Genomic DNA, 22575 nt, shown 5'->3' with positions numbered 1-22575 from the left:
ATGAAAATAGATAAAGTGGAATTGTCTAGGCTTCGTATGCCACTAAAAATACGGTTTGAAACCAGCTTCGGCCTCATTCCGTTTAAAGATTTTCTCGTCGTAAGTGTTCATAGTGGAAACTTAACAGGTTATGCTGAGAGTGCTTCTCTTCCATACCCTGTTTATAATGAAGAAACTACAGGAACCATCAGCTATATCCTTAAGGAATTTCTCATACCTAAATTGTTCTCTTCCGAAAGCATCACCCATCCCAATGAAATTCATGAACTTTTCAAGCCAATCCGACGGCACAACATGGCTAAAGCTGTGCTTGAAGGAGCGATTTGGGATTTATATGCTAGACATCAAGGTGTGTCACTTGCGAGAGCTCTCGGAGGTGAAAAAAGAGAGATTGAAGTGGGGGTCAGTATCGGTATTGAAGATACTGTGGAAGAAGTGCTTGAAAAAGTGGGGAAGTTTACGGATGAAGGCTACAAGAAAATTAAAGTGAAAATTAAACCCGGTCATGATGTCAAAGTGATTCGTGCCATTCGGGAAGAATATGGCCCTGATCTACCTTTAATGGCTGATGCAAATTCTGCCTACACCTTAAATGACATTCATATCCTTAAAGAATTGGACCAGTATAACCTTATAATGATTGAGCAGCCCTTGGCTCACGATGACATTATTGATCATGCTAAACTTCAAAAACAGCTAGTTACGCCCATTTGCTTGGATGAAAGCATTCATACGGCCGAAGACGCTAGGAAAGCAATCGAATTAGGAAGCTGCAAAATCATCAATATTAAGGTTGGCCGTGTAGGCGGACTAACGGAAGCCAAAAAAATACATGATCTATGTAAATCAAATCATATTCCTGTTTGGTGTGGAGGGATGCTCGAAGCAGGGATCGGTCGTGCACACAATATTGCACTTTCGTCGCTCAACAACTTTAGCATCCCTGGGGATACATCCGCCTCTGATCGTTATTGGGCTTATGATATCGTTCAACCAGAGATCATATTATCAAAACCGGGTAAGCTTGAGGTTCCAACATCTCATGGAATTGGCTATGAAATTAACAAGGCTGTATTTGATCAATATTTGATCAATAAAGAGACATTTACAAACGAATTGATACTGCAGTAGTTTCAGTAGAACAACTAATAGGAGGGATTAGATTGTTTGATTTTATTATAAGAGGTGGCCACGTTTATGATGGAACAGAAAATCCATGGACTAAAACTGATGTTGGAATTAAAAATGGGGTCATTCGTAAAATAGGGACCCTGAGAAACGAAAATACTACTACGGAGATAGATGCTAAGGGCTTGGCGGTTTCACCCGGATTTATTGATACGCATGTCCACTCGGATTTGCTTTGTACGAAACCAGAGATCCACCATATTAAAGTATTACAAGGTGTTACGACTGAATTATTTGGCCAGGATGGTATTTCGGTTGCTCCGGTTTCGGAAGAAACCAAGCCGTTATGGCAAAAGCAGTTAAAAGGACTTAACGGAGATATCGGTGATTGGCCATGGAACTCCATCGATGAATATCTTCAGTTTTTGGAAGATTCCGATATCACAGGGAATGCAACCTACCTCGTACCCCATGGGGCTGTACGGACTCTTGTCATGGGCTTTGATGGCCGTCACGCGACACAAGAGGAAATGGAGCAAATGCAACTCCTTGTAGAAGAAGGGATGAAGCAGGGGGCCGTAGGGGTATCTTCGGGTCTGGTCTATCCTCCCAATGTGTTTTCCAATAAAGAAGAATTAATTGCGATCTGCAAAGGGGCAGCTAAATATGACGGCTGCTTTGTGGTCCATATTCGAAACGAAAGCAACCACTCCTTAGAAGCATTGGATGAGGTCATTGATGTCGCCCGTCAATCAGGCGTTCGTCTTCATGTCTCTCATTTCAAAGTCGCAGGTAAAACGAATCGCGATAAATTTGAAAAAGCTCTTGAAAAAATGGACGAGGGCCGTAACGAAGGAATTGAAATTACTTTTGATCAATACCCGTATACCGCCGGATCAACCGTTTTTCACGCTATTTTACCTCCTTGGATGCATTCTGGAGGAACCTCTGCTCTGTTAGAAAAATTAAAGGAACTGGAAATCAGAGGAAAAATAAAACAAGAGTTTAAGAATAATGAGGACTACGAAAACTGGGTCCTTACCTGTGGCTGGGAAAACATTCTTATTACGGCTGTTTCCACAGAAAAAAATCGCTGGGCCGAAGGCAAAAACATGAATGAAGTAGCTGAATTATTAGAAGCAGCAGATCCTGCAGACGCAGCCTTTGATTTACTTATTGAGGAAAATGCAGGTATTACGATGGTCATTCATTGGGGCGATGAAGAGGATGTCATTTATGGGATGAGACACCCCCTACAGATCGTTGGGTCGGACGGTATTTTTGGCGGGAAACCCCATCCTCGACTTTACGGCACGTACCCTCGTGTGTTAGGACGATATGTGCGTGAAAAACAGGCGCTTACCCTTGAACAGGCCTTGCGTAAGATGACCGGAGCACCCGCGCAGTTGCTTCGTTTGAAAGACAGAGGATTCATCCGAGAGGGTTATGCCGCGGACATAGTGGTGTTTGATCCCAATATAGTCAAAGATCAATCAACATACGAAAACCCTCTAGAAAAGCCGGTTGGAATTAAATATGTTCTTGTAAACGGGCAGTTGGCCGTAAAAGAGGGCAAGTATACCGGCACCACTGCAGGAAAAGTGTTGCGACAGGAGAACAGTTATGCAAGCAAGGTTTACTTATAAGATTGTCACCGAACTCGAACCCCTTTCAGACATTGTTGAATTACAAAAGTCGGTGTGGGGAGAAGAGGTAGTCACCTCTGCCCCCCAAATGGTGGCTGCCATTCACAACGGAGGGATAGTCATTGGTGCATTTGATAATGAAAGTCATCGACTGGTGGGATTTTGTTATGGATTTGCAGGTTACAGTCAGCTTAGTAAAAAGCCCTATTTGTGTTCACATATGATGGCCATACACCCAGACTATCGAAATCAAGGAATCGGTGAGCATTTGAAATTAAAACAACGAGAGTGGGCCATTGGATATGGTTATGAAAAAATCATTTGGACATTTGACCCTCTGGAAGTTAAAAATGGGTATCTTAATCTCTCGAAACTCGGTGGCTATGTAAAAACGTATATTGAAGCTTATTATGGTTACATGAATGATAAATTGAACAAAGACACACCCTCCGATCGATTCTTAGTGGAATGGGATCTTTTATCTGAAAAGGTTAACTATGCGCTTAGGGGAAACCGAAATCAGGCCAGATGGAAAAAGTATGAAAAACTATTTGATATTCGATTTGACGGTAAACATCCGATTCCTTGTGAGGATAAAAGTGTGGAGTATTATATTTCTGGCTATCTGTTGCCTATCCCAAAAGAGGTACAGCAAATGAAGAAAGATGCCCCTGATCTGGTCCAAGAGTGGCGATTACACACTCGCAATAAACTAAACGAAGCCCTGCTAAACGGCTATCACGTGACCGGGGTGATCCCGGAAGACGATATCGCGTATTACGTACTAGAAAGAAGTGATCCTCCTGCATAATATACAGAGAAATACCAATCTAAATAGCATCAAAGAATGGGTGAAGAACAACCATACCCTTCTGCTAGATACTTACAACCACTTACATGATTTGGCTGAAGTCAGTTGGAAGGAAAAAACTACAAGGGACTTCCTTTGTCATGAACTCAATAAACTCGGTCTCTCTTATCAAACGTTTCAAGATCACTATGGGATTGTCGTTACATGGAACGGTGATTCCGATGGCCCAACGATCGCTTTGCGGACGGACATGGATGCATTATGGCAAAATGTTGAAGGTGTATGGAAGGCAAACCATTCATGCGGCCATGATTCACATATGTCCATGGTACTAAATACGCTTCGTTGTTTAAAGGAGTCCGATTTCCACCCGAATAACGGATGCCTCAAAATTATTTTCCAACCAGCCGAAGAGACGGGGAAAGGTGCTCAAGCCATCATTAAGGATGGAATAGTGGATGACGTGGATTACATGCTCGGTATCCATGTTAGGCCGTCATTCGAACTTGGGATGGGGCAGGCCTCTTCCGCGATTTATCATGGAGCTACCACTCTATTAAAAGGGAAAATTAAAGGGATACAAGCCCATGGCTCAAGACCTAACTTGGGCATTAATGTTGTAGATGCCCTTGGGGCAATCATAAGTGCTGTGAATTCGGTGAAAGTGGATCCGACCTTACCAGCCTCAGCTAAGGTGACACAAGTGAAAGCTGGAGGGGAAAACATCAATATTATTCCAGATGAAGCTGAGTTTAGTATTGATCTTCGAGCACAAACGAATAGGGCGATGAAGGCTTTAACAGAGAGTGTAATGAGAGCGGTTCAATATGCAGGAGAAGCCAATGGCGCCGAAGTGCAACTTGAAATTCGGGCACAAATGGTAGCAGCAGAGAAAAGCCCCTTTATGGAAGAAATAGTGGGAGATGCGGTTCGACAGATGCTTGGTGAAACGTCACTCGTCCGTCCTCCGGTTACGCCAGGCGGCGAAGACTTTCATTTCTATACAAAGGAAAGACCTCATATTCAAGCCACGATGGTGGGTTTAGGTACAGACTTAGAACCAGGTCTACATCACCCAAATATGAAATTTGACTTAGCGGCGATGGGGAATGGTGTAGCGATTTTAGCAGCTTCCGTCATCAAGTTATTTGAAAAGGCAGCGGAGAGAACAGATCCTTCCATATAAAATAACAGAAATATTACAAAACAAATAAAAATGTAGTAAATGAAAGGAGTATACGAATGGTAGAGTCTAAAATAAAAGAACTTGGATATGAGTTACCTGAAGAACCAGCACCACTTGCAAATTATGTGACCGTTAATCGCTCGGGTAGCCTTCTTTATACATCGGGATCCGGATGCTTTATCGACGGAAAACCCCTTTATCAAGGTTGGAGAAGATATTTCTATCGAGCAAGGCTATGACGCTGCTAGAATTACGGCTTTAAATTTACTCAGTATAGTAAAGAAAGAAGTCGGAGATTTAAATAAAGTGAAAAATGTCTTGGATTTGTAAGTTGTACAAATGACTTTTATGATCATCCACAAGTAATCAATGGTGCATCAGATCTTTTGGTAGAAGTTTATGGAGAAAAGGGGAAACACGCAAGGTCCGCGATTGGTACAAATGTGCTTCCCTTCAAGTTACCAGTGGAAATTGAAATGGTTCTTGAGATCGAAGAGTAAAAACAGACACCAACAATGTTCCTTTTTATAACCATATGGTTAAAATGGAAACTCATACGATTCGTAAAAAAATCCGGCCGGCTATAGGTCGGATTTCGTTGTTAAAAAAAAAGGCAACCCCTGGAGTAAAGGAAGTTTGCCATTGTTATTGATATTAAAGGGGGTTCTTTCAAGTGCAACAAGGATGGAGGTGCATGAACAAATAGTTTCATAATAGGTAACAAATATTGAAAGTTAGCTACACATTATACTCAATAAACCATAGAGCATGTATTTTCTTTTTAAATCCTTATACAGTGGTCCGACGTGATTTTCTGGCTGGAGTCAACCTCCTATCATAGTTTATTTAACACACAATCCTTTAAAAATTCAACTGACCGTTTTACATCTTGTGTCATTGTACGAGAAGGCTTGGCAGCAGGAGTATGCCAAAGCTCTAGTGACAGCCAGCCGTTATATTGAACTGCTTCTGCGGCATGCAGCAAACTCGGGATTGCAATATCTCCATCAAGTAAATCTTCGGTTGGAATGCTCCCTTTCTGGTTTCTCAAGTGAAAGGAAAATAGGCGCTCTGGATAGGTTTTTACCCATTGCAATGGGATCGCAGCCCGCTATATGAGCCCATCCGATATCTATACACAGCCCTACATTTGATTCGGCATACTGTGTGACTGACCTTAAATCCCCAAGTGCATCCTGGTTCTTAGCAGCATGATTATGCATGCTAACCTTTAAACCCATTGGAGCCACTAGGTCCGCAATGCAGGATAAGTTTTCTCCCTGAATCTTTAGTTCATCTTCTGATTTTCGAATCGGATTTTTCCAGTCGAGGGGATCTGCATTTAATAGTAAATCTGTTCCTTCCGCAAAAGCTAAACGTTCAGCAAAGGGTAACACAGTTCGCTCTATATCTTCTAATGTTAATGGGATATGTAGACTTAAGCCGAGATAGGATCCTGACACAGACAATCCAAGTGACCGAACCAATGCAAGTTTTTCGGTATCTGGGTCTATTTCTACAGCATCTAAGCCTGCTTCTGCGCAGGCGGAGAATATCTCTTCCCAATTAGGAGTTCTGCCGTCCACTTTCCAGCGTTCAACCCAGCCATACATATTGGTTGAAAAACCATGTATTTTCATGTTACATACTCCGGTCTATTCAATGTGATCGTTTGTTTCTGCCCAGTTTTCGCAGCAGCATAAACAGCTTCTATACAATGAAAATGGTCTAAGGCACTTTGATTAACGTTTGCATATGACTTAAGTCCAGAAACTTTACGGGAAAAATGGAGGAGAGGATTATCAAATATTGTAAACTCGCTCTTAGGACCGGTTTCTACTTCCTTCTCAATGGCCTGTCCCTGCCGGTCGTACCGAAGAAAAACCGGCTGGCGTGAGTCAAAAGGCGTCCACCTGACTGAACCGGAGGTACCTTCAATTTCTACTTTTACATATTCTTCTCCATGGGCACAGGAAGCACGTTCATAGTGAATATGAACCGACTGGCTGCTTCCGTAAAACGTCATCATAGATCCTGCATGTGTTTCTACATTAAATGGTTTATCATCTGGATCAGCATCCGTTGCCGGCTTTGCAATCCATGCGGAACTAACATCAATATTATCGGGCTTTAAAATATCCAATAAAGTAGCAAAATCATATGGCCCCCAGTCCATTAGAACACCACCGCCGCTTTTAGCTGAATCCAAAAACCAAGGTGACTCGGCCTGATATTCAATTCCTGAACGGCTGCGTGCCCTTTTGTTTACAAACGTAACATGGTAAATCTCGCCTAGGGCACCTGAAAGAAGTACTTCCTTCACTGTTTCCATATGAGGCATTCCTTTAAATCGAACGCTGCAGCAGCCAAGAAGCCTTTTATTTTCTTCAGCAATGTGAACCATCTCATTGGCCTGTGAAAGGTTCATTGCAAGGGGCTTTTCACAAAGAACATGGCGTCCAGACTGAAGAGCGGCCTTAGTTGGATTAAAATGCGCAAAAGGAGGTGTGCTGACAATGACAATGTCATCATCTAATGGACTCTCTGAATTCAACATTTCTTGTACATCGTTAAACGCAACTGCCTCTGGGTACTCCTCGCAAAACCCCTTTAGGGCGTGTGGATTTAAATCAGCTGCTCGAAGCTCAAGTTCAGGAAAAATTTTATATGCAGCACGGGCATGGGTCCGGCCAATGACTCCTGCGCCTATAATATACACTCTCATTCTTTCACCTCAATCTTTTTAATGAAATCAATCTACCATAGGTACCAATAGAATTCTTTTCCAAACTCCTTCAAAACTTGTCATTTTGTCCAAACCAATTATGAGATAAAATGGATTAGGGGGTGAATAAATGTATGTAGAGCACTTACGGTTGGAACGGTCTTTTGCCTTTTGCCGTGTTTGGGGATCACATGAAAAGCACGATTTACACATTCACGATTGTTTAGAGATTGGTGTCTTGTTAAATAACGAGCTGGAATACAGGTTTAGCCATCGGACTTATTATGGACGCCCTGGAGATGTTTTTTTGTGCCGTCCTTTTGAACCGCATTGGAGCTATGCTAAACCCGATCAGCCGTTTGAGTGCATCCTTATTTTGTTTACGCCTTCATCGGTACGGAATATACCGAAAGGAAACAAGCTGCTGGCTCCTTTTTACGCCAAACATTATATACGGCCTTTAATTCCAGCCAATACGCCTTTTGCTAGAAAAATTAAAAGTGCTGCGATTAATGCAATGAAAGCTCAGGAGAACGGAGAAGATTCATGGTTGACTCAGCAATACATGCACCTCATTGAAATTCTGCTGCAAGTGAATGAATTTGCCAAAGATCACTTCAAGCCTTCTAATGAAAACCTTCCTCTTTCAAAAGTAGGGGATATTGTCGGATATATGCTGGATCACTACAAGGATCAACTTGATAGTGACACATTGGCCAAGAAGACAGGAATGGGAAGGACGATGTTTTACAGGGAGTTTCGTATGTTGACAGGACTTTCTCCTAATCAATTTCTTAACCGATTGCGCGTTCAAAATGCAATGGACTTACTTCATTCCACAAACGAAAATATGATCGATCTTGCCTTTGCAAGCGGTTTTCAGTCGCTAAGTGCTTTTAATAAACAATTTAAAAGGTTTACCGGCCAATCGCCGCGGGATTATCGAAAGAGAATGGGCCTCATCCATATGTAGTAGTTCCATAAACCCTTTTCCTATGCGCTGGGTATACTAAATCTTTGCCTCTTCCTTAGCTTAAGAGATTTGTCAATTTGCTCGAATTATATTGACAGCGTTTTCCACATCAACTAGTCTAAGCTTATAACATTTAGGAACGGTCCCACTAGGGGTGTAGTTATCCAGTTCCATACTTTAATATTTCTGAATTTTCACTAATTAAAAAGGGAACGGTCCCAAAATAGTGAAAAGCTGAACCTGACGACCAGAAGTACTGTGTCTTCTGTTGTCCAGCTTTAAGTAGCTGAGGAATACTGCTATAACATTATTTTTCTAGAATCCAAAATGGAAGCGCTTTAAAATAGGGAATTAAATTAACCTAAAAACTTTAGAAACTGATAGGAGAGGACATTGAATGCTTATTGGCTTTCAAACTGCAAATTACTTTGCTCGTGCAGCCAATTATGAAACAAGCATGGACGAGTGGGGAAATGCGGAACGTCAAGTAATTGAAAACTTCAGTCTGGCCGAATTTGATCGTATTTGTTTGGATATTAAGAACGCTGGGTTTGAACATATTGAGCTGTGGATGGGACATGCCTTCCCCAAGTTTATGACGCCGTATTTAGCAGAGGAACTAAAAGAAATTTGGCAGAAACATTGCCTTAGTGTCTATTCTTATTCTTGTTCTCTTGGTGATCCTGTGAGATACCCAAGGTGGACCCGTCTCTGTTTTGATACAGCAAAAATGCTGGGGATTGACATGATTACCAGTGGCATTTCAAAAGAGGCTGGTCCTGTCATTTATGGATTATGTAATGAATATGGATTAAAAGTTGCGGTTGAGAACCACCCGGAAAAACATCCTGACGAAATAAGGACGGTAATTGGGGATTATGGTGACCTCATTGGAGCCGCAGTGGATACAGGATGGTTCGGAACTCAGGGTTATTCTGCACCCCACGCCCTGCAGGATTTAAAAGAGTTTTTATTTCATGTGCATTTAAAGGATGTAAAAGCAACAGGCCAGCATCATCCAGTCGCATTAGGGGAAGGTATCGTCGGAATTGGGGATTGTATTAAAGTATTAAAAGAAATGAATTATGATCGTACTCTCTCTATTGAATATGAAGCTGGAGATCACGATCCTACTCACGATTGTGCCGTTGCACTTCAATGGATAAAGTCTGCATTTGAAACTGGCACATACACTACCAGAAAATAAAAATGTGAAATGAGGAGAAGTACATGGTACGTATCGCTGTAGTAGGCACCGGCTGGCAGGGCCAGGGGCACTTAAATACGATGAATGAAATAAAGGGTATCGAGGTAGTCGGTGTATGTGATGTAAATGAAGATATGTTAAAGAAAGCTGAGACCAAATTTGGGGTCAAGGGCTTCACGGATTATGTCGAGATGCTCGAGAAATCTTATCCCGAGGGGGTCATCATTTGCACACAGCCGGAGATTCGTGAGCATTTGGTACGGGAAGCGGCTGAACGAGGCATCCATTGTTTTATAGAAAAACCTCCTGCAAAGGATTTAAAAATGGCTAAAAAGATAGACGATATCTTAGAGCGCACAGGTGTCATCAATAGTGTTGGTTTTATGTATCGGTACAGCCAGGCAGCAGCGCACACAAAGGAATTAATAGCCGGCCGACGAATCGCTCTTATCCGGAGTGCCATGCTTGACGGACTTGCTCTGCGTCCCAATTGGCCTCGATGGTTTTTTGATAAAGGACGTTCCGGAGGGCCCGCATTCGACCAGGCAGTGCATATCTTTGATTTATCACGTTACCTGATTGGAGAGGTAGAACAGCTATCAGGATATCAGGAAAACTTGATAGTCCCAAAAAGTGAGGATTTCACAGTAGAAGACAGCTTTAGCCTCTGTATGAAATACCAAAATGATATTATTCAAAATCATACTCATTCTTGGTCGTATCCAGATGTCTTTACCAATATTGAACTTATTTCTGATGAACTGCATTTAATTCTAGATCTTGTAGAGGGAAGTGTCAGCGGAAAAATTGATGGAGAGAAAGTCCATTTTTTATCAAAGGACGAGGGGTTATACCGCAGGGAGCTGGAATCCTTTGCAAGAGCGATCTCCGAAAACAATCCTTCCCTGGTCCTATCCACTTATAAAGATAGCATTCTTTCGCTATCGGTAGCGATTGCAGCCAAGGAAGCACTCGATTCAGGGAACATAATAAAAATTAATTATGAAGCTCCAGTTCCCAAGCTATAAGATGTTACGTAAACGAAATAATCAACCAAAAATGTTCCGGTTGGTTTGGTGAAAAATTTTCCTCCCCCCGGACAGCATTCAATACGATACAAAAGTGAATATTGAGATTTTATTTTAATAGCATAAAGGATTGACTTAATATCTTAAGTTAATCCTTTACCGTTAATTGTGCACGTAGACAAGCGGAAAACTCACCCCCCAGCTAACAGAATATAAAATTTAGGAGAGAGTATGATGTTTAAAAAAGCAATCCTGTTTTTAATGGAGTGGATCTGGAGGCTGTTGTGTTTAAATGTGGTATGGATTATGTTTTGTCTCCCCATCATCACTGTAATCCCGGCTACTTTTACAATGTGTTCCGTCATAAATAAATGGATGGAAGAGGATAAGGATCTAGCAATTATCCCCACATTCTATAGAGAATTTCGCAAAATCTTTTTAAAGAGTTACCCCACTGGTTTCGCTGTCTGTGTGATCGGGATATTTTTCTACATAGATTGGAACATCTTGGCAGGTTCAGATACTGCTGAACTCATAACCCTTCGTTATTCAATCAGTGTATTAGCGATTGTTTACTTAACTACGGCTTTATACAGTATTCCAGTTTTCCTCCAGTACCACTTTTCTTGGTATAAAACGTTGTTTATTTCCTTAATGGTAGCAGTACGGCAGCCTTTTACGTCCTTTGTGATGTTATGTGGATTGTTGTTGGTTTTATTACTGGTTCTATTATTTACAGGAGCTGGGGTATTAGTATTTGGAAGCTTGATAGCCTTGATCATTAGCAAAATAGGTCGAATTGGTATGATTAAATTATCTCATAAGTTCCTTAATATTTAGAGATTAATACTTCAGGAAAATGTCGAAAAAAACGAGTAAAAGTTTCCTGATATATTTTCAGAATATATTGACTTTTAAAGCGCATTCAACAATAATATAAACAAGTCACCAAAATCCCACAAAAATGAAAGTAAATACCACAAACTCCGTCGAAATTATACCTAAAACCTCTAGAAACCCACAAAACGATTTAAAAATGGTCAACATTCATTCATGATAAATGAAAAAAATGTGGGATTGGCGTGAAAAAAATTAAAGGGGGAAATGATGTGAAAAAGCCGAGAAAAGCTCTGATGTCTTTGTTTCTTTTAGTTTTGAGTATTGCTCTCATCCTTTCAGGCTGTTCAAGTAAAGAAAGCAATGGGCAAAATGGGAACGGTCCCGAAAAAGGGGGAAAAGTAGTTGTTGATTTTTGGACGTTTTGGGGTTCTGAAATCCGTCGGCCTGTCATTGAAAAAATTATCAGTGATTTCAATAAATCCCAGGATCGGATCGAAGTCAAACATACATATTTGCCCTGGGGGGATATTTGGACAAAGAACTTAGCTTCCATTGCTGCCGGCAACCCGGCAGACTTAATTATTAATGACATCAACTCCGTTTCAACACGCGCAAAGAATGCCCAAAATACCAATCTTGCAAAGTATATAGCAAAGGATCCTGAATTAAAGAATCGTTTTTATCCGGAACTATATAAGGCGACCCTATACAAAGGCGACCCATACGCTCTTCCATTCAATACAGACACCCGCTTATTGTTCTACAACAAAGACATGTTTAAAGAAGCTGGCCTTGACCCTAATTCACCGCCAAAAACATGGGCAGAGTTAGAGGAATACGGCAAGAAGCTAGATGTGAAAAAAGGTAAGAAGTATACAAGGATAGGATATCTTCCAAACTACGGCATCGCGTCAGATGTATGGATGATTACGGCTGACGGAAAAGGATATTGGGATTTTAAAGCCAAAAAACCAATCATTAACGATCCCAAAAATGTGGAAGCTTTAACATGGGTGAAAAATTATTATGACTCCTATGGCGATAAAGTCATCAATTCCTTTAAAGCAGAGTTTGGGGAAGAGACTGCTGACCCATTTGTTGCGGGCAAGCTGGCCATGACAACGGATGCGGCCACTTTTTATACCAAAATCCGAGACTACGGAAAAGATATTAACTTTGGGGTTGCTCCTCTTCCAGAAATGCAACCAGGTTCAGGACATACAAGCTGGGGCGGTGGCTTTGCGGCTGAGATTCCGAAAGGCGCTAAACACCCGAAAGAAGCGTTTGAGTTTTTAAAATATTTAACGGATGTACAAGCGCAGCAGTATTGGGCAGAGAAAAACTTTGATAATGTCGCAAACAAAAAAGCATCAGAAAATGCCTCTAAGAGCAAAGATTTCACCGATGACGGAAAAATGGTATATTCCGCTGCTGTTGATAATATGAAACAAACTCTGTTGACACCTACACCTCTTGAAGCACCAGATTACACCAACTTAATAAATCCTGAACTGGATGCGGTTCTTTTAGGAAAAAAATCACCTAAAGAAGGATTGGATGCAGCACAAAAAGCCGTGAAGAAGCTTGTAAAAAGCAATAAATAATGCTTCAAAATTTAGGGAGTGAACGAATCACTCCCTGATTTTTCACCTCCGAATGAAGGGATGAACGCAATGCAACCTACTTTAGAGCAAAAACAAAAGTCTCAAACAAATATAAAATCTAAAAAACCAAAAATTCCATTCAAACAAAAAGAACAATTACAAGGATACATGTTTGTCGCCCCATGGATTATTGGTTTTGTTGTGTTTTTGGCTGGCCCGCTTTTGTTCTCTCTTTATGGCAGTTTTACTAACTTTAATATCACATCCACTATGGATTTTATTGGTCTGGATAATTATAAAAGAATGTTTACAAATGACAATATTATATGGATTTCATTAGGTAATACCCTGTATTACGTGGTGATATCTGTCCCATTAACCACTGCAGGAGCTATTCTTCTCGCTGTTCTTCTCAATCAGGGAATACGGGGAATGAGGGTATTCAGAACAATCTATTACTTACCGGCGGTACTATCTGGTGTGGGTGTGTATCTTCTCTGGATGCAGCTATTAAGTCCGTCTTCAGGGCTTGTGAACACCCTTCTTTCTTGGGTGGGGATCGAGGGTCCTTCATGGTTAGCCGATCCAGCATGGACAAAGCCAGCTTTAATTCTAATGAAGATGTGGAGTGTTGGTGGAGGAATGCTTCTTTATTTAGCCAGCCTTCAGAGTGTATCCCCTTCCTTATATGAAGCTGCTGAAATTGATGGTGCAAGCGCGTTTCAGAAGTTTCGCCATATTACACTGCCAATGATTACCCCGGTTATTTTCTTTGATATTGTAACGAGTACGATCGGAGCTTTCCAAATATTCCAGGAAGGGTATGTCATGAGTAAAAGCGGTGATGGAGGACCTGCCAACTCGCTGGTGTTCTTTAATTTACATATGTGGAATAAAGCGTTTGAAGTATTTGACATGGGATATGCCATGGCCATGTCCTGGATTTTATTCATTATCATTCTTGTATTGACCGTAATCAATCTAAAGCTAGCCCCGCGCTGGGTGCACTATGAAGGGGAAGATCAAAAATGAGTTTAGCCGCACAAACCAAGCGTAATTACTTCCAAAGTGTAAAATTTAAAAAGAGATTGGTTAAAGCCCTTGTAACCATTATCCTTATATCCGGGAGCTTGCTGATTCTTTCGCCGATCTGGTGGATGGTTTCAACATCATTAAAAAGCATGCAGGAAATTATGACCTATCCCCCTACTTTTATACCTGAAGAGTGGCACTTTGAAAACTACATTGAGACGATTCATAAAGGACCATTTTTACGATATACCTTAAATACCGTATTAATCACTTTCTGTGTCGTGATCGGCAACGTTCTTGCCAATTCTTTTATTGCCTATGGATTTTCAAAAATAGCGTTTAAAGGCCGTAATATATTATTTGCCATCGTCTTAGTCACGATGATGATTCCTGGATTTGTCACTTTAATTCCACAATATGTTTTATATGCAAAACTTGGGTGGTTAAATACCTATCTTCCTCTCATACTTCCTGCTTTCTTCGGAAGTGCCTTCTATATCTTTTTACTTCGTCAGTTCTATTTAACTATTCCCAATGAGCTTATTGAAGCTGCGAAAATGGATGGTGCCAGCCACTTGTACATTTGGTGGAAAATCATCGTCCCTCTTTCAAAACCGGCCATAGCAACCGTTGCAATCTTTTCATTTAACGGTGCATGGAATGATTTCCTTGGTCCTTTGTTATTTATTAATGATGAACGGCTCTACACCCTGCAGCTCGCTTTACAAGTGTTCAAGGGGCAAAATGATACTCAATGGAACTATTTAATGGCAGGATCCCTTATGGCTTTGCTTCCCGTGATTCTTATCTTCTTCTTGTTCCAGAGATATTTTATTGAAGGAATGAATTTATCGGCCGGTTCTAAAGGCTGATCATCTTTTAGCCTATTAAACTATTACTTTGCTCCGGAGTTTTTATCATAGATTTCATTGATATTTAGTGGTTCCTGCAAATTAACACATAGGGAGATTAGATTATGTCAAATAACATAAAACTTAAAAATGTGTTTACATTAAAAGAAGTTTTAGAAAAGGCAGAACAGCATATCTTTGCCATTGGAGCCTTCTCACCACGGTATACCCCAATGATTCCTTCAGTTTTACGAGCTGCTCAAAAAACAGACTCACCGGTAATCGTGCAAATATCACAAAAGGAATTGGAGCGATATGGAATCACACCAGCTGAATTTGCGGGCGAATTTTACCGTTGCATCCAGCAAGAGGAGATATCTGTTCCCGCCGCTTTGCATCTTGATCATACCAAGGAGTTTTCAGTTATTGTTGATGCAATTGATGCTGGCTTCACTTCCGTTATGATCGATGCATCTGAAAAAGACCTTGCTGAAAATATTGGCATAAGCAGGGAAGCAGTGGCCTATGCTCATTCAAAAGGAATTTCTGCAGAAGCAGAATTAGGGAAAATTGGAACGACCGATTTCGTGGAAACGGACAAAGATGAGGAGCTTTATACTGACCCGGAAGAAGCATTGAAGTTTGTCAGTGAGACAAAGTGTGATGCATTGGCCGTATCGGTTGGAACAGCACATGGTGTCTATAACGTAAAACAGCCGAAGATTGATATTAGCCGATTAAAAGCGATCCGCCAATTGACACCGGTTCACCTTGTTCTTCATGGAGGATCCGGCATTCCTTCCTCAATGATAAAAGAAGCCATTCATCTCCCAAACGGCGGAATCAGCAAGGTGAATATTGCAACAGATCTAGAGCTTTCATTGCTGGCTGCAATCAAAAGAAAAGACAGAATGACAAATCTGGAATGCAAAGCTTTATCACCAGCCCATTTAAAATTGGCACAAGATGCTGTAGAAGAAACCGTCATTGAAAAAATAGAACATTTCCTTGGCAGCGCTAAACAAGCGGTATCATTCCAAATGAAAGAAGGAGAGTAATTGGATGACTCATTCGCCTTTTCCGATCAGGGGGGTTATTGAAGCATTTTACGGTGTCTATTACACAGCTCCTGAACGGGATGACTTAATTTCGTTTATAGCCGAACATGGATTTAACCATTACATCTATGGACCGAAAAATGACCGCCAACATCGTGCCCGCTGGAGGGAGCCCTATCCGGATTACATCATGGAACAGTTTGCTAAGACGGTATCTCATGCTAAAAAATGCGGTGTTGATTTCTGCTATTCAATTGGGTGCGGCGTTTCCATAAATTATGCGTCAGAAACGGATTTTGCCCATATAACGTCCAAGTTTAAGGCGTTCTATGATATCGGTGTAAGAAAGTTCATGATTATGCTGGATGATATTTCGGCGGAATTTCATCATGCAGAAGATCGGGCAAGGTATACCAGCTATGCGGAAGCGCATGTAGATCTCACTAATAAGCTTTACCATTGGCTGAAATCAGTTGATGCTGGTTGCGAATTATCCATGTGTCCGACGGATTATCATGGCCAGGCACCGTTCAGTCCTTATCTTCATGAACTTGGGGAGGGTCTTCATCCAGCTATTGATATTTATTATACAGGGCCTGATATATGTTCCAGGACCATTTCAGAAAAGGATTCGACCGACTTCGCAGCGGCTGTTAACCGTAAACCTGTTATTTGGGATAATTATCCGGTAAATGATCTGGAAATGACTGGTGAAATGCATATTGGTCCGATCTACGGGCGTGATGCTTCTCTTCCAAAGGCTAGTAAAGGCTTATTCGTGAACACCATGAGTCAGGCAGAAGCATCAAAAGTTGTCTTAGTCACTTATTCGGATTACTTCGCTGATCCAGTGAACTATAATCCCTGGAAGTCCTGGGATAAGGCAATAAGGGTTGTCGGCGGCGATGAAAATTATGAGTCTTTGCGGCGGTTTGCTGAAATTTCGCTGCAATCTTGTCTGGGCTGCGACAATGCGCAGACTTTAAATCAGCTGACAAAAAATGCGCTAGATGCTATTGATGCCAAAGAACAAGTATCAACAAGCCCAGCTGTACAGCTGCTTCATGAGTACCTGGATTCGTTAGATGAAGCAGGTTACATTTTGAAATTCAGAATGAGAAATTATGCACTTAGAAACAATCTAATCCCCTGGATAGAACTTATGGAGAGCTGGGCATGGGCAGGAAGAAGAGCCATTGCCGTATTAAAGGCAGTCGAAAATAACGAAGATATTACGGTTCCCTTCAACTGGCTGAATGAATCAGCTAAAGAAGTCAAGCTGCACCCAAAGACAATAGCGGGAGACATTCTAATGCCATTAATCAAGTTCGCCAAGTCAAAAGCAGAGGCAGTAAAGGGGTCCATAGTATGACAAACAGTCGTCAGGAAAAGAAGGTTATGCCATAGAGATACCATACACGCCGGTTGTATAGATGGAAACCTCTGGTACCATTGGGCATTACACAAGATTGTGGCTAAGGTATCAGGACTCCAATGAATATGGGTTATTAGAAGTCCATGAGGCGATGGCTTGGGCGGATTTGGTAACTTGTTTGATAATGTCCTTTACTTTGTGCGTGGAAGTGTATGATGCAGATGGCCGAAGATCTATCCATCCCAAGTGAAATTTTGTGAACGGAATTTGAAGGCTGTTCATAAAAAAATGAATGTTTTCCTATGGGTGGGACCCGAAGAGCCTTATGATTACTACTGAGTTGCCAATGAGCGCAAAGAGTGGCTTTATCCATTGATACGAGTAGACACAGAACTTGCGGAACGCCCCTTTTATCTACCTTATATGGTTTTAGGGATTATGCAGACCGATTTGATACATGAGCAAACTTATTAGCCATTATCTTCGGTGTCGCAGATAAGAAAAAGGCAGACAAAATCCTGAATTACATCCACGGATGTGGATTAAATGTGCTCGTTCAGGCTGGACGTTTGGACGAAGCAGGAATCTAGCTTGGGAAGTTAACCCATATGAACCAGATGGGAAAAGCCACGGACTGGAATTCAACGAATGGTTCCACGGTCGGTCAGGACGTATCCTGGTCCGCTGCGTTATATATCTTTACTGAACATGCGTGAAAGAGGGAAGCCTGCCAATATTTAATGAGGAATATGAATGGAGATGTAAATAGAACTAATGATACGGATATCTGCCAATCTATTTTTATTTGAAGATACCTGTCATGTGTATGTGATTAAAAATGGAAATACAGCAGTCTTAATCGATTTTGGAGCTGGAGATGTACTGCAATCCCTTCCCCTTATAGGCGTGGAAAAAGTAACCGATATTTTGATGACCCATCATCACCGGGATCAAGCCCAGGGCCTCCATGATGCTGTCAAAGCAGGAATCCGTATCTGGGTTCCACATAATGAACAAGACTTATTTCAAAATATGAATGAACACTGGGGTGCCAGGGAAATCGATAACAACTATAACATGCGCCAGGATCGGTTTTCGCTGCTTCATTCGGTTCCTATCTCTGGGACACTGAAAGACTATTCCACCCATATAGCGGACGGTCTAGAGCTTCATATTGTCCCAACCCCAGGCCATACGGTCGGTTCCATTACCATCATGGCCGCAATCGATGGGAAGATGGCCGCATTTACCGGCGACTTGATATATGCCCCAGGGAAGATTTGGTCTTTGTCAGCCACACAATGGACGTATAACGGGGGAGAAGGAATTGCGCGGAGTGTGCTGTCCCTTCTTGATTTAAAAGAGAAGAATCCGGATGTCCTGTTGCCGTCCCATGGACAGATTATGGACCATCCCATTGAAGCAATCGATTTATTAGTCGAACGATTGGCGGTATTAATGAAACATCGAAAGCAAAATCCCCGACTTTTTGAGTTACGGGAAAGGCCGTATGAAGCCATTACTCCACATCTTCTAAAAAATCGAACGAGTATGGCTAATGGTTACGTATTGTTATCAGAAAGTGGAAACGCCTTGTTGATCGATTACGGGTATGACTTTTTGGGTGGATTTACAACTGGCTCTGACAGGGCTTCAAGAAGACCATGGCTATATACTCTTTCAAAGCTGAAAGAGCAGTATGGGGTAAAAAAAATTGACGTTGTCCTTCCCACTCACTTTCATGATGATCATGTGGCTGGTATCAACCTGCTACGGGAGGTTGAAGGGACAGAACTTTGGTGTCCGCAAAATTTTTCGGATGTGCTTGAAAATCCGAAAAAATATGATCTGCCCTGTTTATGGTATGACCCTATAAAAGTAGACCGCCAGCTGCCGATGGGTCAAAAAGTAAAATGGGAAGAATATGAGATCACCGTATATGAACAGGGTGGCCATACCCTATATGCGGCTGCACTGCAATTTGAAGTAGACGGAGCTCGTGTACTGGCCATTGGAGATCAGCACCAGGGAGAGGATGAATACAATTATGTATATGGAAATAAATTTCGAATTGGTGATTATATAGCGAGTGCAGAACTATATAAAACGCTCCAACCTGATTTTCTTTTATCCGGCCATTGGGATCCGATTTTCGTTACCCCTGAATACCTTGAACGCATTGAAGAAAAAGGGAAAGTTCTTGAACAGCTGCATAAGGACTTACTGCCTCTTGAAAATGTCGACTTTGGTGCGGATGGATTTGGAGCTGTTATCCAGCCTTACCAAACGAAGGTGAAGGCAGGGGAATCTTATTCAGTACATGTTCAAATAAAGAACCCTTTTAATTGGCCGAAAGCGGTTCTTGCCCGAATCATTGTTCCAGAAGGTTGGAAGGTTGACAACGCCTTTTATGAAGTGGCACTCGATCCAAAAGAATCCGGGCAATTTACGGCATTGATTTCGGTTCCCCAAAATGTAAAGGTTTACAGAGAACGGATTGCTGTTGATTTAACAGTAGGGGAAATCCATTTTGGACAGCATGCTGAAGCGCTGGTTTCGGTTCATGCATAAACGAGGAGGAAATGAAAAATGACGGAAGAAACAATGGCAGTTAAGGAAAGAAAGTTACCGAAGATAAAAGAAAAAACCTTACATATGATTGGAAATGCCCACTTGGATCCAGTCTGGCTGTGGCAATGGCAGGAAGGGTTCCAAGAAACAAAAGCAACCTTCCGTTCAGCACTAGACCGAATGAAGGAGTATCCCGATTTTGTTTTTACAAATAGTTCGGCCGCTAATTACGAGTGGATTGAGAATAATGAACCCGAAATGTTTGAGGAAATCAAACAGCGCATCAAGGAGGGACGCTGGGAAATCGTCGGAGGCTGGTGGGTTCAACCAGACTGCAATATTCCAAGTGGAGAGTCATTCGTCAGGCAGGGATTGTACGGCCAGCGGTATTTTCAGGAAAAGTTCGGAGTAACTGCCAAGGTTGGCTACAATGTGGACAGCTTTGGCCACCATGGCATGCTTCCGCAAATTTTAAAGAAAAGCGGCATGGATTATTATATTTTCATGCGTCCGAACCCTCAGGAAAAGGGTCTTCCTGGTAGATTATTCTGGTGGGAATCCGATGATGGCTCCCGCGTTTTATCCTTTAGAATCCCGTTCGAATATTGTACATGGGGCAAGGATTTGGAGAAGCATATCCGGCGGAATGCAGGTGAATTGAAAGCGCCTTTTAATGACCTAATGACGTTTTATGGTGTCGGCAACCACGGAGGAGGACCTACTAAGGAAAACATAGAGAGCATTAAACGCTTAAATGAAGATCCATCGTTTCCAAATCTTGTCCTAAGCACACCCAATAAGTTCTTTGAAGAGCTTATGAAACAGAATCTGCCGTTTCCTGTTGTGCATGATGATTTACAGCATCATGCGAGCGGCTGCTATGCCGTCCATTCTGGCATTAAGAGGTGGAATCGCGAGGCGGAAAATGCACTTGTTAAAGCCGAAAAATTCTCGGCGTTAGCCAGCTGGGTCACAGGACAGAAATATCCCCTTTCAGAATATGACCGTGCCTGGAAGAATGTCTTGTTCAATCAATTTCATGATATTTTGGCAGGGACAAGCCTGGAGGAGGCCTATGAAGATGCGCGTAACATGCATGGAGAAGCAATGTCCATTGCTGGCAGAGGTGTTAACTATGCCATTCAATCTCTGTCCTGGAGAATCGATATTGAGCAAGAAGAGGGCATGAAACCGATTGTTGTCTTTAATCCTCACTCCTGGAACAGCAAGGTAAATATAGAAGTTGAAGTAGGCGGTTTAAAAGAGGGCGATATATTAGTTGATGAAAAAGGAAAGCAGATACCTATGCAGACTGTTCAATCGCATGCCACTGCTGGAGGCCGATATCGCATCAGCTTCATTGCAGTTCTTCCTTCTATGGGCTATCGAGTATACAAAATAGTGCGCTCCAAGATTTCTAAAGATTTTGAACCAATCAAAGCTACTGATACGACGTTAGAAAATGATCGCTTACGTGTGGTAATTGATCCAGTAACAGGATTCGTTACCAGTTTGTTTGATAAAACAAAAAACCTTGAAATTTTGGAGGGGCCGTCCGCAAAACCTGTGGTCATTCATGACCAAAGCGATACCTGGTCACATAATGTGCTCCAATACAAGGATGAGGCCGGAAAATTTACAGCAAAAAGTGTGAACCTTGTGGAACATGGGTCCGTTAAATCAGTGATCCGAGTTATTAGTGAATATGGTACGTCCTTGCTTGTTCAAGATTTTACGATGTACAAGGATCTCGACCAAATTGATGTTCACTGTACATTAAATTGGCAGGAACAATTTAAGGCTCTTAAACTTAAATTTCCAGTCAACCTTGTGTTTAGAAAGGCCACATATGAAATACCTTATGGCCATATGGTAAGAGAATGTAATGGGGAAGAAGAACCTGGTCAGAGCTGGATTGATATGTCTGGTACTCATCCTCCCACTGGGGAAGTATATGGGCTTAGTCTGTTAAACGATGGCAAGTACAGTTTTGACATTGATAATAAAGAAATGAGTCTGACGGTCCTCCGCAGCCCCATCTATGCTCATCATGATCCAGTGATTCCCCGGGAAGACGGCCATTATACATTTATTGATCAGGGTGTTCAAAAATTTACCTACTCCCTGCTTCCACATAAGGGAAATTGGGAAACAGCTGGAACCGTAAAACGTGCGGCTGAGTTAAATCAAAAACCCATCAGTATAATTGAAACCTACCATAAGGGGTCACTTCCGCAAAAAGATTCATTCTTAACGGTTGATGTCGACAATGTCATCGTAAGCGTTGTGAAGCAGGCTGAAGAAGGGGATTACCTAATTGTACGGGCCTATGAAACTGCGAATGATGGTACGGGAGCCGTTATTCAACTGCCAAAATGGAATCGTACAATAGAAGCTTATTTTAAACCTTCTGAAATTAAAACCTTCCGGATTCCAAGAGATCCATCCGAGCCAATTGTTGAAACTAATTTACTTGAATGGGAAGTGTAATCGGGAGTCATTCAAAACGCTTATGCAATATGAACATAGCTCTTAAAATT

Annotated in this window: 17 protein-coding genes and 1 pseudogene; 16 read left to right on the top strand and 2 right to left on the bottom strand. The window is 41.7% G+C overall.

What is annotated here, in order from left to right:
• The 5 genes and pseudogenes from menC (at window position 1) to QYF49_RS20410 (ending at window position 5271) form a co-directional block, all read left to right on the top strand.
• A complete protein-coding gene (menC, locus tag QYF49_RS20430; protein ID WP_290401444.1) occupies window positions 1-1131 on the top strand; it encodes an o-succinylbenzoate synthase in 1131 nt (376 codons plus the stop codon).
• Window positions 1132-1163: 32 nt separating this feature from the next.
• The gene (locus tag QYF49_RS20425; protein WP_290401443.1) at window positions 1164-2774 is read left to right on the top strand and encodes an N-acyl-D-amino-acid deacylase family protein; all 1611 of its coding nucleotides are present in this window, start codon (window positions 1164-1166) and stop codon (window positions 2772-2774) included.
• Window positions 2752-3585 carry a GNAT family N-acetyltransferase gene (locus QYF49_RS20420; RefSeq protein WP_290401442.1) on the top strand — a complete coding sequence of 278 codons (834 nt, stop codon included), beginning with the start codon at window positions 2752-2754 and terminating at the stop codon, window positions 3583-3585. The genes QYF49_RS20425 and QYF49_RS20420 overlap by 23 nt, the downstream gene beginning before the upstream one ends.
• A gap of 40 nt (window positions 3586-3625) precedes the next feature.
• Complete coding sequence (locus tag QYF49_RS20415) at window positions 3626-4771, top strand: M20 peptidase aminoacylase family protein (protein WP_290401441.1); 1146 nt, start codon at window positions 3626-3628, stop codon at window positions 4769-4771.
• A 56-nt stretch (window positions 4772-4827) separates the two neighbouring features.
• Window positions 4828-5271: pseudogene (locus QYF49_RS20410) on the top strand (RidA family protein).
• Window positions 5272-5778: 507 nt separating this feature from the next.
• On the opposite strand, the gene QYF49_RS20405 reads toward QYF49_RS20410, so the two are convergent.
• Window positions 5779-6411: a sugar phosphate isomerase/epimerase family protein gene (locus tag QYF49_RS20405; RefSeq protein WP_290401440.1), complete on the bottom strand. Its 633-nt coding sequence runs from the start codon at window positions 6409-6411 to the stop codon at window positions 5779-5781.
• Entirely contained in the window at window positions 6408-7496 is a 1089-nt protein-coding gene (locus tag QYF49_RS20400) for a Gfo/Idh/MocA family protein (RefSeq protein WP_290401439.1), read from the bottom strand. Before QYF49_RS20400 ends, QYF49_RS20405 begins: the two co-directional genes overlap by 4 nt.
• 130 nt (window positions 7497-7626) lie before the next feature.
• Here QYF49_RS20400 and QYF49_RS20395 point away from each other — a divergent pair, with 130 nt between their 5' ends.
• The 11 genes from QYF49_RS20395 (at window position 7627) to QYF49_RS20345 (ending at window position 22525) form a co-directional block, all read left to right on the top strand.
• Window positions 7627-8469, top strand: a complete 843-nt coding sequence (locus tag QYF49_RS20395; RefSeq protein ID WP_290401438.1) for an AraC family transcriptional regulator — start codon at window positions 7627-7629, stop codon at window positions 8467-8469.
• A gap of 397 nt (window positions 8470-8866) precedes the next feature.
• Window positions 8867-9676: a sugar phosphate isomerase/epimerase family protein gene (locus QYF49_RS20390; protein WP_290401437.1), complete on the top strand. Its 810-nt coding sequence runs from the start codon at window positions 8867-8869 to the stop codon at window positions 9674-9676.
• A 23-nt stretch (window positions 9677-9699) separates the two neighbouring features.
• Window positions 9700-10704: a Gfo/Idh/MocA family protein gene (locus QYF49_RS20385; RefSeq protein ID WP_290401436.1), complete on the top strand. Its 1005-nt coding sequence runs from the start codon at window positions 9700-9702 to the stop codon at window positions 10702-10704.
• Between the two features lie 234 nt (window positions 10705-10938).
• On the top strand, window positions 10939-11544 hold the full coding sequence (locus QYF49_RS20380) for a YesL family protein (protein ID WP_290401435.1): 606 nt from the start codon (window positions 10939-10941) through the stop codon (window positions 11542-11544).
• A gap of 269 nt (window positions 11545-11813) precedes the next feature.
• Entirely contained in the window at window positions 11814-13148 is a 1335-nt protein-coding gene (locus QYF49_RS20375; protein ID WP_290401434.1) for an ABC transporter substrate-binding protein, read from the top strand.
• 69 nt (window positions 13149-13217) lie between these two features.
• Window positions 13218-14180, top strand: coding sequence for a carbohydrate ABC transporter permease (locus QYF49_RS20370; protein WP_290401433.1), 963 nt, complete (start codon window positions 13218-13220; stop codon window positions 14178-14180).
• A complete protein-coding gene (locus QYF49_RS20365) occupies window positions 14177-15052 on the top strand; it encodes a carbohydrate ABC transporter permease (RefSeq protein WP_290401432.1) in 876 nt (291 codons plus the stop codon). Before QYF49_RS20370 ends, QYF49_RS20365 begins: the two co-directional genes overlap by 4 nt.
• Window positions 15053-15156: 104 nt before the next feature.
• Window positions 15157-16089, top strand: a complete 933-nt coding sequence (locus QYF49_RS20360) for a class II fructose-bisphosphate aldolase (protein ID WP_290401431.1) — start codon at window positions 15157-15159, stop codon at window positions 16087-16089.
• Between the two features lie 4 nt (window positions 16090-16093).
• On the top strand, window positions 16094-17461 hold the full coding sequence (locus tag QYF49_RS20355; RefSeq protein WP_290401430.1) for a protein O-GlcNAcase: 1368 nt from the start codon (window positions 16094-16096) through the stop codon (window positions 17459-17461).
• Window positions 17462-18238: 777 nt separating this feature from the next.
• Complete coding sequence (locus QYF49_RS20350; protein ID WP_290401429.1) at window positions 18239-20035, top strand: MBL fold metallo-hydrolase; 1797 nt, start codon at window positions 18239-18241, stop codon at window positions 20033-20035.
• A gap of 18 nt (window positions 20036-20053) precedes the next feature.
• Window positions 20054-22525 (top strand): alpha-mannosidase, encoded by a 2472-nt coding sequence (locus tag QYF49_RS20345; protein WP_290401428.1) that lies wholly within the window; start codon window positions 20054-20056, stop codon window positions 22523-22525.
• Window positions 22526-22575 lie beyond the last annotated feature (50 nt).

Origin of the sequence: Fictibacillus terranigra (genome assembly GCF_030412265.1) — a bacterium.
Taxonomy (GTDB): Bacteria; Bacillota; Bacilli; order Bacillales; family Fictibacillaceae; genus Fictibacillus_C; species Fictibacillus_C terrinigri.
Note: the sequence above shows the minus strand (reverse complement) of the source record. Positions and strands in the feature narration are given on the sequence as shown.

What these genes read in the sequence shown, in the direction of transcription:
- QYF49_RS20350 (WP_290401429.1), top strand. Translation starts at nt 18,239, where the DNA reads ATGATACGGATATCTGCCAATCTATTTTTATTTGAAGATACCTGTCAT.
- QYF49_RS20390 (WP_290401437.1), top strand. Translation starts at nt 8,867, where the DNA reads ATGCTTATTGGCTTTCAAACTGCAAATTACTTTGCTCGTGCAGCCAAT.
- QYF49_RS20395 (WP_290401438.1), top strand. Translation starts at nt 7,627, where the DNA reads ATGTATGTAGAGCACTTACGGTTGGAACGGTCTTTTGCCTTTTGCCGT.
- QYF49_RS20420 (WP_290401442.1), top strand. Translation starts at nt 2,752, where the DNA reads ATGCAAGCAAGGTTTACTTATAAGATTGTCACCGAACTCGAACCCCTT.
- QYF49_RS20385 (WP_290401436.1), top strand. Translation starts at nt 9,700, where the DNA reads ATGGTACGTATCGCTGTAGTAGGCACCGGCTGGCAGGGCCAGGGGCAC.
- QYF49_RS20355 (WP_290401430.1), top strand. Translation starts at nt 16,094, where the DNA reads ATGACTCATTCGCCTTTTCCGATCAGGGGGGTTATTGAAGCATTTTAC.
- menC (WP_290401444.1), top strand. Translation starts at nt 1, where the DNA reads ATGAAAATAGATAAAGTGGAATTGTCTAGGCTTCGTATGCCACTAAAA.
- QYF49_RS20370 (WP_290401433.1), top strand. Translation starts at nt 13,218, where the DNA reads ATGCAACCTACTTTAGAGCAAAAACAAAAGTCTCAAACAAATATAAAA.
- QYF49_RS20345 (WP_290401428.1), top strand. Translation starts at nt 20,054, where the DNA reads ATGACGGAAGAAACAATGGCAGTTAAGGAAAGAAAGTTACCGAAGATA.
- QYF49_RS20400 (WP_290401439.1), bottom strand. Translation starts at nt 7,496, where the DNA reads ATGAGAGTGTATATTATAGGCGCAGGAGTCATTGGCCGGACCCATGCC.
- QYF49_RS20360 (WP_290401431.1), top strand. Translation starts at nt 15,157, where the DNA reads ATGTCAAATAACATAAAACTTAAAAATGTGTTTACATTAAAAGAAGTT.
- QYF49_RS20405 (WP_290401440.1), bottom strand. Translation starts at nt 6,411, where the DNA reads ATGAAAATACATGGTTTTTCAACCAATATGTATGGCTGGGTTGAACGC.
- QYF49_RS20365 (WP_290401432.1), top strand. Translation starts at nt 14,177, where the DNA reads ATGAGTTTAGCCGCACAAACCAAGCGTAATTACTTCCAAAGTGTAAAA.
- QYF49_RS20380 (WP_290401435.1), top strand. Translation starts at nt 10,939, where the DNA reads ATGTTTAAAAAAGCAATCCTGTTTTTAATGGAGTGGATCTGGAGGCTG.